The sequence below is a fragment of the Streptomyces sp. NPDC050211 genome (assembly GCF_040656035.1).
In the GTDB taxonomy this organism is placed as follows: Bacteria; Actinomycetota; Actinomycetes; order Streptomycetales; family Streptomycetaceae; genus Streptomyces.
Map to the genome: position 1 here is coordinate 1 of NZ_JBFALC010000076.1, position 14,884 is coordinate 14,884.

13 protein-coding genes are annotated in these 14,884 nt (G+C 69.7%); 8 read left to right on the forward strand and 5 right to left on the reverse strand.

Annotated features, from left to right (window positions below):
• The 4 genes from AB0I98_RS42605 to glgB form a co-directional block, all read left to right on the forward strand.
• Nucleotides 1-468 (forward strand): alpha-glucosidase C-terminal domain-containing protein (locus AB0I98_RS42605; RefSeq protein WP_362951377.1); only part of this gene is annotated, 468 nt, incomplete at its 5' end.
• The gene (gene treS, locus AB0I98_RS42610; RefSeq protein ID WP_362951379.1) at nucleotides 468-2,168 is read left to right on the forward strand and encodes a maltose alpha-D-glucosyltransferase; all 1,701 of its coding nucleotides are present in this window, start codon (nucleotides 468-470) and stop codon (nucleotides 2,166-2,168) included. The genes AB0I98_RS42605 and treS, both read left to right, overlap by 1 nt.
• Nucleotides 2,169-2,263: 95 nt before the next feature.
• Nucleotides 2,264-3,646 carry a maltokinase gene (locus tag AB0I98_RS42615; RefSeq protein WP_362951381.1) on the forward strand — a complete coding sequence of 461 codons (1,383 nt, stop codon included), beginning with the start codon at nucleotides 2,264-2,266 and terminating at the stop codon, nucleotides 3,644-3,646.
• Between the two features lie 61 nt (nucleotides 3,647-3,707).
• Nucleotides 3,708-6,311, forward strand: a complete 2,604-nt coding sequence (gene glgB / locus AB0I98_RS42620) for a 1,4-alpha-glucan branching enzyme (protein WP_362951383.1) — start codon at nucleotides 3,708-3,710, stop codon at nucleotides 6,309-6,311.
• Here the strand turns inward: glgB and AB0I98_RS42625 are convergent.
• From AB0I98_RS42625 to AB0I98_RS42635, 3 genes are read right to left on the reverse strand one after another with little or no spacing between them, the layout of a single operon-like run.
• Nucleotides 6,297-8,996 (reverse strand): thioredoxin domain-containing protein, encoded by a 2,700-nt coding sequence (locus AB0I98_RS42625; RefSeq protein WP_362951385.1) that lies wholly within the window; start codon nucleotides 8,994-8,996, stop codon nucleotides 6,297-6,299. The two genes, glgB and AB0I98_RS42625, sit on opposite strands and share 15 nt — an antisense overlap.
• 14 nt (nucleotides 8,997-9,010) lie before the next feature.
• A complete protein-coding gene (locus tag AB0I98_RS42630; RefSeq protein WP_362951387.1) occupies nucleotides 9,011-9,397 on the reverse strand; it encodes a MerR family transcriptional regulator in 387 nt (128 codons plus the stop codon).
• A 29-nt stretch (nucleotides 9,398-9,426) separates the two neighbouring features.
• Nucleotides 9,427-9,936 (reverse strand): Lrp/AsnC family transcriptional regulator, encoded by a 510-nt coding sequence (locus tag AB0I98_RS42635; protein WP_362951389.1) that lies wholly within the window; start codon nucleotides 9,934-9,936, stop codon nucleotides 9,427-9,429.
• A gap of 45 nt (nucleotides 9,937-9,981) precedes the next feature.
• On the opposite strand from AB0I98_RS42635, the gene AB0I98_RS42640 reads away from it, so the two are divergent.
• The 3 genes from AB0I98_RS42640 (at nucleotide 9,982) to AB0I98_RS42650 (ending at nucleotide 12,077) form a co-directional block, all read left to right on the forward strand.
• Complete coding sequence (locus AB0I98_RS42640; RefSeq protein WP_362951391.1) at nucleotides 9,982-10,893, forward strand: NAD-dependent epimerase/dehydratase family protein; 912 nt, start codon at nucleotides 9,982-9,984, stop codon at nucleotides 10,891-10,893.
• 1 nt (nucleotide 10,894) lies between these two features.
• Nucleotides 10,895-11,779, forward strand: a complete 885-nt coding sequence (locus AB0I98_RS42645) for an aldo/keto reductase (protein WP_362951393.1) — start codon at nucleotides 10,895-10,897, stop codon at nucleotides 11,777-11,779.
• An 88-nt stretch (nucleotides 11,780-11,867) separates the two neighbouring features.
• Nucleotides 11,868-12,077 (forward strand): hypothetical protein, encoded by a 210-nt coding sequence (locus tag AB0I98_RS42650; RefSeq protein ID WP_362951395.1) that lies wholly within the window; start codon nucleotides 11,868-11,870, stop codon nucleotides 12,075-12,077.
• A gap of 75 nt (nucleotides 12,078-12,152) precedes the next feature.
• Here the strand turns inward: AB0I98_RS42650 and AB0I98_RS42655 are convergent, their stop codons facing one another.
• Nucleotides 12,153-12,794 (reverse strand): maleylpyruvate isomerase family mycothiol-dependent enzyme, encoded by a 642-nt coding sequence (locus tag AB0I98_RS42655; protein WP_362951397.1) that lies wholly within the window; start codon nucleotides 12,792-12,794, stop codon nucleotides 12,153-12,155.
• A gap of 90 nt (nucleotides 12,795-12,884) precedes the next feature.
• Here AB0I98_RS42655 and AB0I98_RS42660 point away from each other — a divergent pair, with 90 nt between their 5' ends.
• Entirely contained in the window at nucleotides 12,885-13,325 is a 441-nt protein-coding gene (locus tag AB0I98_RS42660; RefSeq protein WP_362951400.1) for a MarR family transcriptional regulator, read from the forward strand.
• A gap of 97 nt (nucleotides 13,326-13,422) precedes the next feature.
• Here AB0I98_RS42660 and AB0I98_RS42665 read toward each other — a convergent pair whose 3' ends face one another.
• A complete protein-coding gene (locus AB0I98_RS42665; protein WP_362951402.1) occupies nucleotides 13,423-14,799 on the reverse strand; it encodes a cation:dicarboxylase symporter family transporter in 1,377 nt (458 codons plus the stop codon).
• Nucleotides 14,800-14,884 lie beyond the last annotated feature (85 nt).

Genomic DNA, 14,884 nt, shown 5'->3' on the forward strand with positions numbered 1-14,884 from the left:
GTTCCGCTGCGCGAGGGCAGCGAGGAGTACCTCGACTCGGAGAAGTACCAGCTCAAGCTGCGCGACTGGGAAGCGGCCGAACGCGCGGGGGCCACTATCACCCCGCTGATCACCCAGCTCAACACCATTCGCCGGGCGAATCCGGCGCTGCGGCAGTTGCGTGATCTCCATTTCCACCACGCCGACCAGGATTCGGTGATCGCGTACTCGAAGCGGAGCGGCTCGAACACGGTTCTGGTGGTCGCCAACCTCGACCCCCACCACACCCAGGAGGCCACGGTCTCGTTGGACATGCCGCAACTCGGCCTCGACTGGCACGAGTCGGTGCCGGTGCGCGACGAGCTCACCGGCGAGACCTATCACTGGGGCAGGGCCAACTATGTGCGTCTCGAGCCGGGCAGGAGGCCCGCGCACATCCTGACCGTCCTGCGACCGTCCACCCCGCAGATCGGAGGGTCACCCACATAATGATCGTCAACGAGCCCGTCCCGGACACCTTCGAGGACACTCCGGCCAGGGACCGCGACCCCGACTGGTTCAAGCGAGCCGTCTTCTACGAGGTCCTCGTCCGCTCCTTCCAGGACAGCAACGGCGACGGCGTCGGCGACCTGAAAGGCATCACGGCCAAGCTGGACTATCTCCAGTGGCTGGGCGTGGACTGCCTGTGGCTGCCGCCGTTCTTCAAGTCACCGCTCAGGGACGGCGGCTACGACGTCTCCGACTACACGGCCGTCCTGCCGGAATTCGGTGACCTCGCCGACTTCGTGGAATTCGTCGACGCCGCCCACCAGCGCGGTATGCGCGTCATCATCGACTTCGTCATGAACCACACCAGCGACCAGCACCCGTGGTTCCAGGAGTCCCGCGCCAACCCCGACGGCCCCTACGGCGACTACTACGTCTGGGCCGACGACGACAAGCAGTTCCAGGACGCCCGGATCATCTTCGTCGACACCGAGGCCTCCAACTGGACCTTCGACCCGGTCCGCAAGCAGTACTACTGGCACCGGTTCTTCTCCCACCAGCCGGACCTGAACTACGAGAACCCCAATGTGCAGGAGGAGATGATCTCCGCCCTGCGGTTCTGGCTGGACCTCGGTATCGACGGCTTCCGCCTGGACGCGGTGCCGTATCTGTACCAGCAGGAGGGCACCAACTGCGAGAACCTTCCGGCGACCCATGATTTCCTCAAGCGGGTCCGGAAGGAGATCGACGCCCACTACCCGGACACGGTGCTGCTGGCGGAGGCGAACCAGTGGCCGGAGGACGTCGTCGACTACTTCGGCGATTACGCGTCGGGCGGCGACGAATGCCATATGGCGTTCCATTTCCCGGTGATGCCGCGGATCTTCATGGCCGTACGCCGGGAATCCCGCTACCCGGTCTCGGAAATCCTGGCGAAGACCCCGGCGATTCCCTCCAGCTGCCAGTGGGGCATCTTCCTGCGCAACCACGACGAGCTGACCCTGGAAATGGTCACCGACGAGGAACGCGACTACATGTGGGCGGAGTACGCGAAGGACCCGCGTATGCGCGCCAACATCGGGATCCGCCGCCGGCTCGCCCCGCTGCTGGACAACGACCGCAACCAGATCGAGCTGTTCACGGCCCTGCTGCTGTCCCTCCCGGGCAGCCCAATCCTGTACTACGGCGACGAGATCGGCATGGGCGACAACATCTGGCTCGGCGACCGCGACGCCGTCCGCACGCCGATGCAGTGGACCCCGGACCGCAACGCGGGCTTCTCGTCGTGCGACCCCGGCCGGCTGTTCCTGCCGACGATCATGGATCCGGTCTACGGCTACCAGGTCACGAACGTCGAGGCGTCGATGTCGTCCCCGTCGTCGCTGCTGCACTGGACCCGCCGCATGATCGAGATCCGCAAGCAGAACCCGGCGTTCGGCCTCGGCTCGTACACCGAGCTGCCGTCCTCCAACCCGGCGGTGATCGCGTTCCTGCGCGAGTACGAGGACGACCTCGTCCTGTGCGTGAACAACTTCTCCCGGTTCGCCCAGCCCACCGAGCTGGACCTCAGCCGGTTCAAGGGACGCCACCCGGTCGAGCTGTTCGGCGGCGTACGCTTCCCGGCCGTCGGTGAACTTCCGTATCTGCTGACCCTCGGGGGTCACGGCTTCTACTGGTTCCGGCTGCGCAAGGACCCCGTGTAGCCACGCCGAACAACCCGGGCGGGGCGGTTTCTCCCGTCCCGCCCGGGGCACGCATCAGTAACACCCCGACCACTCCGGGGAAAGGACGCGACGCCATGTCGGAAGCCGTCACCCGTTCCGTCACGACCGAGTCAGGTCTCCTTGCGTCACTGGATCCCCTGCTCAGGGAGTGGCTGCCGCGGCAGCGCTGGTTCGCGGGGAAGGGACGCCCGGTCACCGGGTTCTCGCCGGTGGCGGCCACCGAGCTGCTGTCGGCCGGCGGAAAGCTGGGCCTGCACCATCTGCTGGTGCGCGCCCATCAGCCGATCGCGCTGGGCGCCCCGCCCCACCCCGGAGACTGCTACCAGCTGCTGATAGGGGAGCGCGAGGCGCTTCCGCCGCGGCTGGCGCCCGCGCTGATCGGGCATGTGACCGAGGGCCCGCTCGCCGGACGCACGGTGTACGACGCCCTCTACGACCCCCGCCCGGGCGATGTGCTCCTGGAGGCCCTGCGCACCCGCGCCCGCGTCGGCCCCCTGCGCTTCGAACGGGACATGCACCAGGAGATCCGCACCGGTCTGGTGCCCCGGCTGGTGACCGCCGAGCAGTCCAACTCGTCGGTCGTCTACGGAGATACGTTCATTCTCAAGCTCCTGCGCCGGATCGTGCCGGGCGTCAATCCCGACCTGGAGCTCCCGCTGGCGCTGGCCCGCGAGGACTGCCCCCGGGTGCCCGCGCCGAGCGCGTGGATGCTGGCGGACCTCGCCGACCAGACATATGTGCTGGGTGTGCTCCAGCCGTTCATACAGGGCGCGGCGGACGGCTGGGAGCTGGCGCTGCGTGAGCTGGCCAAGGGCGAGGACTTCGGCGGCGAGGCCCGGGCGCTGGGCCGTGCCACGGCCGAGGTGCACACCGCGCTGGCCCGGGCGCTGCCCACGGTGACACTCGGCCATACGCAGCTGCAGCTGCTGGTCGACGGCATGGTCGAGCGGCTCGACGCGGCGGCGCAGGCGGTGCCCACGCTGCGTCCCTACGCGCCCGGGTTGCACTCCGCCTTCGAGGCGCTGGCCGACCTGGGCGCCGAGGGCCGCACGTGGACCGCCCAGCGCATCCACGGCGACCTCCATCTCGGCCAGTGCCTGCGCTCGCCCGCCGGTCAGTGGCGGCTGATCGACTTCGAGGGCGAACCGTCAAAGCCGCTCGCCGAACGCCGGATGCCGCAGCCGCCCGTGCGGGACATCGCGGGGATGCTCCGCTCCTTCGACTACGCCGCCCACTCGGCCGACCCGCCCGCACCGGACTGGGCACGGACGTGCCGGGCCGCGTACTGCGCCGGGTACGCCGAGGCCGGCGGCGGCGATCCGCGCACCGACGCGGTGCTGCTGCGCGCCTACGAGACCGACAAGGCGATCTACGAGGTCGTCTACGAGGCCCGGCACCGCCCCGACTGGCTGCCGGTGCCGATGTCCGCGGTACGCCGCCTCGCCGCGTCCGACTGACCCGCCCCGACCAGACCCACCAGACCCACCTCACTTGATCTTCGCCGAGGAGGCGCCGCCCGTGACCCCCCGCACCCCGTCCGACGATTCGAAGAAGAGCGCAGAGGAAAACAGCGCCGCGCAGGAGACGAAGGCGGCGAAGCGTGTGAAGAAGGCCGCGGAGACGGCGGTGGAGAAGGCGGCTTCGCCTGCGAAGAAGGCGGCGAAAAAGGCCACGGCCACGAAGACCACGGCAAAGAAGGCCACAGCGAAGAAGGCGGCTGCCAAGAAGACCACGGCGAAGAAGACGGACGCCAAGAAGACGGCCGTGGCGAAGAAGACGGCCGTGGCCAAGAAGACCACCGTGGCCAAGAAGACCGCGGCGAAGAAGAAGATCCCGGCGCAGAAAACGGCCGCCCGGAAGGCGACGCCGACGAAGGTCACCGCCGGGAAGAACCCCGCGCCGAACTCCGCTCCCCCGCCGGAGGTACCCGTCGCCGTGTCCCCCGCCGTCGACGCCGGTGACCGCGAGCGCCTGCTGAGCGGCGCGCACCACTCCCCGCACTCCGTGCTCGGCGCCCACCCGGTCCCCGGCGGTGTCGCGTTCCGTGCCTTCAGGCCGTACGCGCTGTCCGTGACGGTCGTCGCCGGTGATCTGCGGGCGGAGCTGCACGACGACGGGGACGGGTTCTTCTCGGGGCTGCTGCCGCTGCGGGAGGTGCCGGCGTACCGCCTGCTGGTGGCGTACGAGGGGACGGTGCAGGACACCGAGGACGCGTACCGCTTCCTGCCCGCGCTGGGCGATCTCGATCTGCATCTGATCGGCGAGGGCCGGCACGAGCAGCTGTGGACGGCGCTCGGCGCGCAGCCGATGACGCACCAGGGCGTGACCGGGACCCGCTTCACGGTCTGGGCGCCGAACGCGCGGGGCGTCAGCCTGGCCGGCACCTTCAACTTCTGGGACGGCACCGGGTACCCGATGCGCTCGCTCGGCTCGTCCGGGATCTGGGAGCTGTTCGTGCCCGGCATAGGAGAGGGTGAGCTGTACAAGTTCGAGATCACCCGCCCCGACGGTTCCCGGACCCTGCGCGCCGACCCGATGGCCCGCCGCACGGAGACCCCGCCGAACACGTCCTCCATCGTGGACGCCTCGCACCACGAGTGGGGCGACGAGGAGTGGCTGGCCAGGCGCGCGGACAAAAGCGCACACGAGGCGCCCTTCTCCGTCTACGAGATCCATCTCCCGTCCTGGCGCCCCGGCCTGACGTACCGTCAACTCGCCGAGCAGCTACCGGCGTACGTCAAGGACCTCGGCTTCACCCACGTCGAGCTGATGCCGGTCGCCGAGCACCCCTTCGGCGGCTCCTGGGGCTACCAGGTCACCGGCTTCTACGCACCGACCGCCCGCCTCGGCACGCCCGACGACTTCAAGTACCTGGTGGACGCCCTGCACCAGGCCGGCATCGGCGTCCTGATGGACTGGGTCCCGGCGCACTTCCCGCGTGACGACTGGGCGCTGGCCGAGTTCGACGGCCGCACTCTGTACGAGCACGAGGACCCGCTGCGGGCCGCCCACCCCGACTGGGGCACCCTCGAGTTCGACTACGGTCGGCACGAGGTCCGTAACTTCCTTGTCGCCAACGCCGTCTACTGGTGCGAGGAGTTCCACATCGACGGGCTGCGGGTCGACGCCGTCGCCTCCATGCTCTACCTCGACTACTCACGCGAGCCGGGCCAGTGGCTGCCGAACGAGCACGGCGGCCGGGAGAACCTGGACGCGGTCGCCTTCCTCCAGGAGATGAACGCCACGGTCTACCGGCGGGTGCCGGGCGTGGTGACGATCGCCGAGGAGTCGACGGCCTGGGACGGCGTCACCCGCGCCACGCATCACATGGGCCCGGGCGGCTTCGGGGGCCTCGGCTTCGGCCTGAAGTGGAACATGGGCTGGATGCACGACTCGCTGGACTACATGACCCATGAGCCGGTCCACCGCAAATTCCACCACCACGAGATGACCTTCTCGATGGTCTACGCCTACAGCGAGAACTACGTCCTGCCGATCTCCCACGACGAGGTCGTCCACGGCAAACGAGCCCTCGTGTCGAAAATGCCCGGCGACTGGTGGCAGCAGCGCGCCAATCACCGTGCGTACCTGGGCTTCATGTGGGCCCACCCCGGCAAGCAGCTCCTCTTCATGGGCCAGGAGTTCGCCCAAGGCGCCGAATGGTCCGAGGCACACGGCCCGGACTGGTGGCTGCTGGACCCGGCGTACGGCGCGGAGGCCGACCACCGCGGCGTCCGGGACCTGGTCCGCGACCTCAACACCGTCTACCGGGCCACCCCGCCCCTCTGGCAGCTCGACACCGAACCGTCCGGCTTCGAGTGGGTGGTCGGGGACGCGGCCGAGGACAACGTCTTCGCCTTCCTGAGGTACGACACAGAGGGCGTCCCGCTGCTCTCGGTCTCCAACTTCTCCCCGGTGGTCCGCCACGACTACCGCCTCGGCGTCCCCGACACCGTCCCCGCCTGGCACGAAACCCTCAACACGGACGCGGCGAAGTACGGCGGCAGCGACGTCACCAACCCCGACCCGATCAAACCGGAGCCACAGGGGTGGCACGGCCGCGCGGCAAGCATCCGCGTGACCCTGCCACCGCTGGCCACCGTGTGGCTACGCCCCGCCTAGCGCCTTCGGCAACTGCCCTGTGTGCAGCACCCCGAGCCGCTGTGTGGCCCGGGTCAGGGCCACATACAGGTCGCTCGTGCCGTACGCCCCCGGTTCGACCACCAGCACCGAGTCGAATTCGAGCCCCTTCGCCTGACGCGGGTCGAGGAGTACGACGGTCCGCGTCAGGTCGGGCTCGGCGCCCGCTGTCACCCCGTCCAACCGCGCCGCCAGGCTGCGGTGCAGGTGGCGGGGGGCGATGACCGCGAGGCGGCCCTCGGCGGGGGTCAGTTCCTCGACCGCCTTGGCGACCGCGCCGGGCAGGTCGTCGGTGGCCCGCACCCAGGGCCGTACGCCGGTCGAGCGCACCGAACTCGGCGGCTCGAAGCCCGGGTTCTCGGCGCGCACCACGGCGGCCGCGAGGTCCATGATCTCGGCGGGTGTGCGGTAGTTGACGCCGAGGCGGGTGTGCTCCCAGCGGTCCTCGACATAGGGCTCCAGGATCTTCGCCCAGGAACCCACCCCCGCCGCCTCCGCCGTCTGCGCCGGGTCGCCGACCAGCGTCATCGACCGGGTCGGGCTGCGCCGCATCAGCAGCCGCCACGCCATCGGCGACAGCTCCTGCGCCTCGTCGACGATGATGTGCCCGAACGCCCAGGTCCGGTCGGCCGCCGCGCGCTCGGCGGCGCTGCGGTGGTCGTCCTCCTCCTGGCGTTCGGCGAACCGCTCGGCGTCGATGATGTCGTGCGCGGACAGCACCTCCGAGTCCTCGTCGTGCTTGTCGTCGAACTCGTAAGTACGGGACGCGTACGACACATCCAGCACGCCCTGCGCGTACGACACCTGCCGCTCGCGCTCCCGTTCCGCGCGCGCCCGCGCCAACCGGTCGTCCTCGCCCAGCAGTTCGGCCGCCTCGTCGAGCAGCGGTACGTCCGCCACCGTCCACGCGCGCGTGACCGGGCGGCGGATGGCGGCCGCGTCGGCGTCGGAGACGTACCCCTCGGGCTCGGCCAGGAAGTCCGCGACCAGGCGGCGCGGGGTGATCCTGGGCCACAACTGGTCGATGGCGGACCAGACTTCGGGGTTCTCGGCGAGTTCGTCGCGGATCTGGGTGATGTCGGCGGCGTCGAGGAGACTCGTGCCGTCGTACGGGTCGGTGCCGACGCGTTCGGCGTACAGCTCGGTGAGCGTGTTGAGGACATGGCCCTCGAAGTGCTCACGGGCCGCGTTGTGCGGGAGCTTGGCGGCGCGGGTGCGCTCGCGGGCGACGCCGACCAGGCCGTCGTCGAGCATCAGGATCTCGCGGTCGTGCGCGATCGCGATCACCGGGTCGGGGAGGGCTTGGCGGTCGCGTACGACCCGTGCCAGTACGTCGGCCATCTCCGCGCGGCCCTTCACCGCCGCCGCCTCGGGCGTGTCCGTCGCCCTCGCCTTCACGCCGGGGAACAGCTCGCCGACCGTCGCGAGGAGCACGCCGGTCTCGCCCAGCGAGGGCAGCACCTCGCCGATGTAGCCGAGGAAGGCGGGGTTGGGGCCGACGATCAGGACGGCCCGCTTGGCGAGCAGTTCGCGGTGCTCGTAGAGGAGATAGGCCGCCCGGTGCAGGGCCACCGCCGTCTTGCCGGTGCCCGGGCCGCCTTCCACCACCAGCACCCCTCGGTGCGGTGCGCGGATGATCTCGTCCTGCTCGGCCTGGATGGTCTGCACGATGTCGGTCATCCGGCCGGTGCGGGCCGAGTTGAGCGCGGCGAGCAGGACCGCGTCGCCGGCCGGGTCCTCGTGGCCCGTCCGGGTGGCGTCGCCGACGTCGAGGAACTCGTCGTGCAGGTCGGTGACCCGGCGGCCGTCGGTGCCGATGTGCCGGCGGCGGCGCAGGCCCATCGGGGTGTGGCCGGTGGCCAGATAGAACGGGCGGGCGACATCGGCTCGCCAGTCGATCAGGACCGGGGTGTGTTCGGCGTCGTCGGTGCGCAGGCCGATCCGGCCGATGTGGTGGCTGACGCCGGAGGTGAGGTCGATCCGGCCGAAGCAGAGCGAGCCGTCGACCGCGTTCAGAGCGGCGAGCAGCCCCGAGCGTTCGGCGACCAGGATGTCCCGCTCCAGGCGGGCCTGCATGGGCGTGTTGCCCTGGGCGAGCGCGTCCGTGACGGAGTCCTCGGTGTGGCCGCGCAGCGCGTCCACGCGCGCGTACAGGTTGTCGATGAATTCCTGCTCGCGGCGCATTTCATCGTCTGGAAATTCGCTGTTTGACAATTCCACTCCCGCCCGGATATACTGTGCTCGTTGAACTTCTCCGCGACTCAATTGCCCTGAAGTCGCGAACCATTGAGTATACGCAAAGAAATCCCCCGGGACGCAATTGCCCGGGGGATTTCTTTGTATTGCGTCAGGCCAGATGACGTCCGCCAGCTTCTCCAGGAGCCGGCGCTTGGGCCGGGCTCCCACCATCGCCTTCACGGGCTCGCCACCCCGGAAGACCATGAAGGTCGGCATCGACAGCACCTTGTACGCGTTCGTGGTCTCCGGGTTGGTGTCCACGTCCAGCTGGACCACCTTGAGCCGCTCGCCCTGCTCGGCGGCGAGCGCGCTGAGCACCGGCCCCATCTGCCGGCAGGGCGGACACCAGTCGGCGGTGAACTCGACCAGCACCGGCAGCTCCGCCCCGATCACCTCCGCCTCGAAGTCCGCATCCGTCACCTCGGCCACACCCGCCGCCTTGATCACAGGCCCTGCCCTCCCAGTTCGCACAACGGTGATTCACCCTCGGCCAGGGCCAGCCGTACGCCGATCTTCGCCCGCACCGCCCGCAACTCGCCGATCAACGCGTCCAGCTCGTCCAGCTTGCGCCGGTAGACCGCGAGGGAGGCAGGGCACTGGTCGCCCTCGGAGTGCCCGGCGCGCAGGCACTCCACGAAGGGCCGTGTCTCCTCCAGGTCGAACCCGAAGTCCTGCAGCGTCCGGATCTGCCGGAGCAGCTTCAGGTCGTCCTCGTCGTATGTCCGGTATCCGTTGCTCCCGCGCCGCGCGGTCAGCAGCCCCCGCGACTCGTAGTACCGCAGCGTCCGCGTCGTGGTCCCGGCCCGTGCGGCCAGCTCGCCGATTCGCATGCCCACGAAGGTAGTCCTTGACGCCGACGTCAAGGCAACAGCGGTTTCCGCTGCACCGGGGAGGTGAGAACGATCGACGTCGTCGTGCGGCCCAGGGCGGAGACCGCTTCGAGGACCTCCTCCAGGTGGACCGTGTCCCGGACGGCGACCTTGAGGATCCAGCAGTCCTCGCCGACCACGTGGTGCACCTCGGTGATCTCGGGACGCTCCATCAGCTCCAGGGTCCTGGGGTGCTTGAGGTTGTAGCCGCCGTGCGGGTTCACGCGGATGAACGCCTGGATGCCGTAGCCGAGGCGGGCCGGGGCGACATGGGCGCCGTAGCCGCTGATCACACCCGCCGCCTCCAGCCGCCGCACCCGCTCGGTGACCGCCGCCGGGCTGAGCCGGACCCGGCGGCCCAGTTCGCTGAGCTTGATCCGGCCGTCGGTCTGGAGGAGTTCCAGGATCTGCCGGTCCAGCGCGTCGAAGGCCACCGATGTTTCGTCGGCCGTCGCGCGCAGATGCCGAGGTTCTTTCGGCGCTGCGGCCGGAACTCCCATGCTTCCCCCTTCAGGACGTGCGGATACGCCGGGAGAATTATGGTCATGGAAAACGCCCGAGAGGTACTGGTCATCGGCGGGAGCCGCTATTTCGGCAAGCGGCTCGTCGCACGGTTGCTGGCCGCCGGGGACCGGGTGACGGTCCTCAACCGCGGCTCGTCGGCGCCTCCGCCCGGCGCGCTGCACCTCGTCGCCGACCGGAACGACGAGAAGTCCCTGACGGACGCGCTCGGTTCGCGCACCTTCGACGTCGTCGTCGACCAGGTCTGCTACACCCCACGGCAGGCGGCGCTCGCCCGCCGGGTCTTCGCCGGCCGCACCCGGCGCTATGTGATGACGTCGACGGTCGAGGTGTACGAGTACGAGGACTCGATCGCGCTCGTACGGGAAGACGCCGTCGACGCTCGCGAGATGCCCGTCGATCTCCAACTCCCCTGGGACGAACCGGAGTTCCTCGACCGCCACTACGGCGAGGGCAAGCGGCAGGCCGAGGCCGTGTTCGCCGCCGCCCCTGAATTCCCGTACGCGGCCGTCCGGGTGGCCCATGTGCTGGGCGGGGACGACGACTTCACGGGACGGCTGGAGCATTACGCCTCCCGCATCCGGACCGGTGCGCCGATCGCCGTGCCCGCCGCGAACCAGCCCGCCACCTGCATCCACGTCGAGGAGATCGCCGACTTCCTGGCGTGGGCGGCCGGCGAGGACTTCACCGGTCCGGTGAACGCCGCCTCCCACGGCGTACTGACCACCGAGGAGTTGTGCAAGGCGGTGAGCGCGCAGCTGCCCGAGGGCAAGGTCGTCCTCCAGTGGGTGGACGTCGGCGAGGTCTCGCCGCTCTCCTTCTACCGCTCCTACGGCATGGACAACTCCCGGGCCACCCGGCTCGGGTTCACCTTCGGCGACGTACGGCAGTGGCTGCCGAAGGCGGTCGCGGAGACGCTGGGAAAGGACGGCTGACATGCGGTACCGCACACTCGGCGGCCTGCGCGTGAGCGCGGTCGGGCTCGGCGCCATGCCACTGTCCATCGAGGGCCGCCCGGACGAAACGCGGGCCCTGGCCACGGTGCACGCGGCGCTCGACGCGGGCGTCACGCTGCTGGACACGGCGGACTCCTATCACCTGCCAGGCGACACACCCGGCCACAACGAGCAGCTGGTCGCCCGGGCCCTCGCGACATACGGCGGTGACACGGCGGACGTGCTGGTGACCACGAAGGGCGGGCGTGGCCGCCCCGCCGACGGCACCTGGACGGTGACGGGCGCCGCGCGGCATCTCAAGGCCGCCGCCGAGGCTTCGCTGAAGCGGCTCGGGGTGGAGGCGATCGGCCTCTATCAGCTGCACAAGCCGGACCCCTCGGTCCCCTTCGAGGAGTCCGTCGGCGCGCTACGCGAACTGCTCGACGAGGGCAAGATCCGGCTGGCGGGAGTTTCCAACGCGGACGCGGGCCAGATCCGCCGGGCCCACGCGATCCTCGGGGACCGGCTGGTCTCGGTACAGAACCAGTACTCGCCGGCCGTGCGCGACAGCGAGGCCGAGCTACGGCTCTGCGCCGAGCTGGGCCTGGCGTTCCTGCCGTGGAGCCCACTCGGCGGCATCTCCCGCAGCTCGCTGGACGGACCGTCCCGCCTGGAGGGAACCGCCCGCTTCGGCGCGTTCCACGCCGTGGCGAAGGAGCGCGGAGTCAGCCCCCAACAGATCTGCCTGGCCTGGCTGCTGGCCGCGTCCCCCACGGTGATCCCGATCCCGGGCGCGAGCCGACCGGAGACAATCAGGGACTCAGCGGCAGCGGCGGACCTGGCGCTGAACACGGAGGAGCTGGCCCGGCTGAACGCGACGGGTTAGGGCAACGGGATTTGGATGCGGTACCGCGCCCCGTAAGGGGCGCGGGGAACTGCGCGACCAGCCCCCACCGACCCGCAGATTCAGCACCGTGCTTCCAGCGGAGCGCTACGGCGGCGCGGACGTCCTCGGGGTCGGTGGACGGCGATTCCCGCTCGGCCGCGATCAGCACGGAGCGGCGTACGAGTTCCTTGGTGAAGGAGGCGGTCGTGCCCTCGGTGCGGGCCACCACCTCGTCGGTGATCTCCTGGCCGAGGTCGAGGCCGGAGCCGTACAGGCCGAGGAGGCGGGCGCGCCGTAGGCCCCCGTCCTGCGGGCGCGAGCCCTGACCGGTGACCAACAGCGCGTGTACGCCGTCCTGTTGGGCCCGGTCGCTCTACTCCCCTGTCGACCACAAAGGCGCACCGGTACGTTCGAGACACTCCCGGGCGGCCTCCGGGCGTCCGGTCAGCAGGAGCAGCAGGGCCGCGATCGGCCCGCGGACCTCCTCCCCCTCCCCGCGCGTCCACTCGATGTCGGTGGCGACGAGCCGGGCGCGCGGCAGCGGCCAGGGGCGGGGCGGCATGCGCATGGTCCACACCCGTTCTGCGGCGTCGCGGGCGGCCTCCCGCGGCATGTCGCGTGGGCGGCCGAGCGCGAGGGCGATGTCCTGGCCGTGGACGAGGATGTCGAGCAGCGGCTCACGGGGGGTCGTGGTGGGCGCGAGGCGGCGGGAGCCGATGATCGAGCGAAGGTCGGCGACGATCGCCGTGCCGGGCTTCTGGGCCTCGCGGACCGCCGAGTCATGGATCATCCGGTCGAAGCTGCCGGCGGCGCGCACGAAGTCACGCAGGACCGATCGGTAGGTACTGCGTGCCGCGATGGTCAGATGCGCGGCGACATCCCGCACTCGCCAATCACCGCACCTCGTGGGCGTCTCCCATTCCTCCGGGCTCAGACCCTCCAACAGATCCGCCAGACTCGCCCGCTCACGGTCGACGACCTGCCAGAGTTCGTCCGTGCCCAACACGACACCCATGGGAATCACCGCCCACTGAAATGGTAAGCTTCTCTGACTAAAGTAGTCAGAGCTTCTGACCAATGTCAAGGCGAAGGGAGTGCCGGGAGCATGACGCCGGAGAGCGAGATCAACACGGGCGTTCTCCTGTTCATCCCGTACCGGGCACTGGAGAACCGGGTCTTCGCCGCACTCGCCGAGGCCGGCTTCGACGACTTCACGCCCGCCCAGGCCCGGGTGATGCAGCGCATCGGCCCGAACGGCACCCGGCTGACCGAGCTGGCCGAACAGGCTCAGATCACCAAGCAGACGGCGGGTTTCCTGGTCGACCAGTTGGAGAAGGCCGGCTATGTGAAGCGGGTGCCTGACCCGACCGACAAGCGGGCGCGACTGGTGTGCGGGGCGGAGAAGGCGTGGACGGCCAAGGAGGTCGCGGATGCCGTGGTCGCCGAGGTGGAAGGGGAGTGGGAGGCCCACCTCGGCAAACGGCGGATGAAGCAACTGCGGGAGGCGCTGACCCTGCTGCGGGAGATCACGGACCCATGGGCGTGATCATCAGCGGCTGTCATCACCACCCAGCTGACCGAACAGGCCGAGCGGCCAGGCTACGGGGGGCGCCTGGCCGCTCGGGGCTTTCTTCGGGGTGCTGCTACGCCTTCGCCAGCTCCTTCTCGCCGCCCTGCTCGGGCACCTCGGCCTGTGTGCCATGGCCGTCGTCCAGCAGGGTCTGCTCGTCGAACGGGGCGTGGCCGGCGAGGACCTGGTCCACTCGCTCGCGGTCGATCTCCTTGGTCCACGTGCCGATCAGGACAGTGGCGACCGCGTTGCCCGCGAAGTTCGTGAGGGCGCGGGCCTCGCTCATGAAGCGGTCGATGCCGACGATGAGACCGATGCCGTCGACCAGCGCGGGCTTGTGGGACTGGAGTCCGCCCGCGAGGGTGGCGAGACCGGCGCCGGTGACGCCCGCCGCGCCCTTCGAGGCGACCAGCAGGAACAGCAGCAGCGGGATCTGCTCGCCGACCGACATCGGCGTACCCATGGCGTCGGCGATGAACAGGGACGCCATCGTCATGTAGATCATGGTGCCGTCGAGGTTGAAGGAGTAGCCGGTCGGGACGGTAATGCCGACCACCGGCTTGCTGACACCCAGGTGCTCCATCTTCGCGATGAGCCGCGGCAGCGCGGACTCGGACGAGGAGGTGGACAGGATCAGCAGGAACTCACGGCCCAGGTACTTGAAGAGCGACAGGATGTTCATGCCCGCCACCACTCGCAGCAGCGCGGCGAGCACGATGAAGACGAAGAGGAAGCAGGTGATGTAGAAGCCGAGCATCAGCACGGCGAGACTCTTGAGCGCGTCAAGACCCGCGGAGCCGGTGACCGCGGCGATGGCACCGAAGGCGCCGATCGGGGCGGCCCACATCACCATGGCGAGGACGCGGAAGACGAGGCGCTGGATGTGCTCGACGCCGCGCAGGATCGGTGCGCCGGTGTCCCCCATGGCCTGCAGCGCGAAGCCGACGAGGAGGGCGACCAGGAGGGTCTGCAGGACCTCGCCGCCGGTGAACGCGGAGACGATCGTGGTCGGGATGATCCCGAGCAGGAACTCCTCGGTGGTCTTGGCCTCCGTGACCTGCGCCTGTCCGGTCTCCTTGACCGCCTCGGTCACCGCGAGGCCCGTGCCCGGCTCGACGATGTTGCCGACGACCAGGCCGATGCCGAGCGCGACCAGCGACATCACGGTGAAGTAGGCGAGCGCGATGCCACCCACCGCGCCGACCTTCGCGGCCTTCCGTACCGAGCCGATGCCCAGCACGATGGTGCAGAAGATGATCGGCGAGATCATCATCTTGATCAGGTTCACGAAGCCGGTACCGATCGGCTTCAGCTCGACCGCGAAGTCGGGGGCGACCAGACCGACGGTGATGCCTGCGGCTACGGCGGCGATCACCGCGATGTACAGGTAGTGGGTCCGGTCCCGTTTGGCTCGGGGTGCTGCAGGTGCCGTATCGGCTGCGCTGGTCACGGCGGCCTCCTTGACGTCGTCGTCGGCATCACCGGCGTGCGGCTCACGTCCGGGAGATTGCGGAGATTTAAGGGGGTTGTGGGGA

Bases quoted from the DNA above. Each gene is read 5' to 3' on its own strand.
- treS (WP_362951379.1), top strand. From the start codon at position 468: ATGATCGTCAACGAGCCCGTCCCGGACACCTTCGAGGACACTCCGGCC.
- AB0I98_RS42615 (WP_362951381.1), top strand. From the start codon at position 2,264: ATGTCGGAAGCCGTCACCCGTTCCGTCACGACCGAGTCAGGTCTCCTT.
- AB0I98_RS42630 (WP_362951387.1), bottom strand. From the start codon at position 9,397: ATGCGAATCGGCGAGCTGGCCGCACGGGCCGGGACCACGACGCGGACG.
- AB0I98_RS42635 (WP_362951389.1), bottom strand. From the start codon at position 9,936: ATGGGAGTTCCGGCCGCAGCGCCGAAAGAACCTCGGCATCTGCGCGCG.
- AB0I98_RS42640 (WP_362951391.1), top strand. From the start codon at position 9,982: ATGGAAAACGCCCGAGAGGTACTGGTCATCGGCGGGAGCCGCTATTTC.
- AB0I98_RS42645 (WP_362951393.1), top strand. From the start codon at position 10,895: ATGCGGTACCGCACACTCGGCGGCCTGCGCGTGAGCGCGGTCGGGCTC.
- AB0I98_RS42655 (WP_362951397.1), bottom strand. From the start codon at position 12,794: ATGGGTGTCGTGTTGGGCACGGACGAACTCTGGCAGGTCGTCGACCGT.
- AB0I98_RS42660 (WP_362951400.1), top strand. From the start codon at position 12,885: ATGACGCCGGAGAGCGAGATCAACACGGGCGTTCTCCTGTTCATCCCG.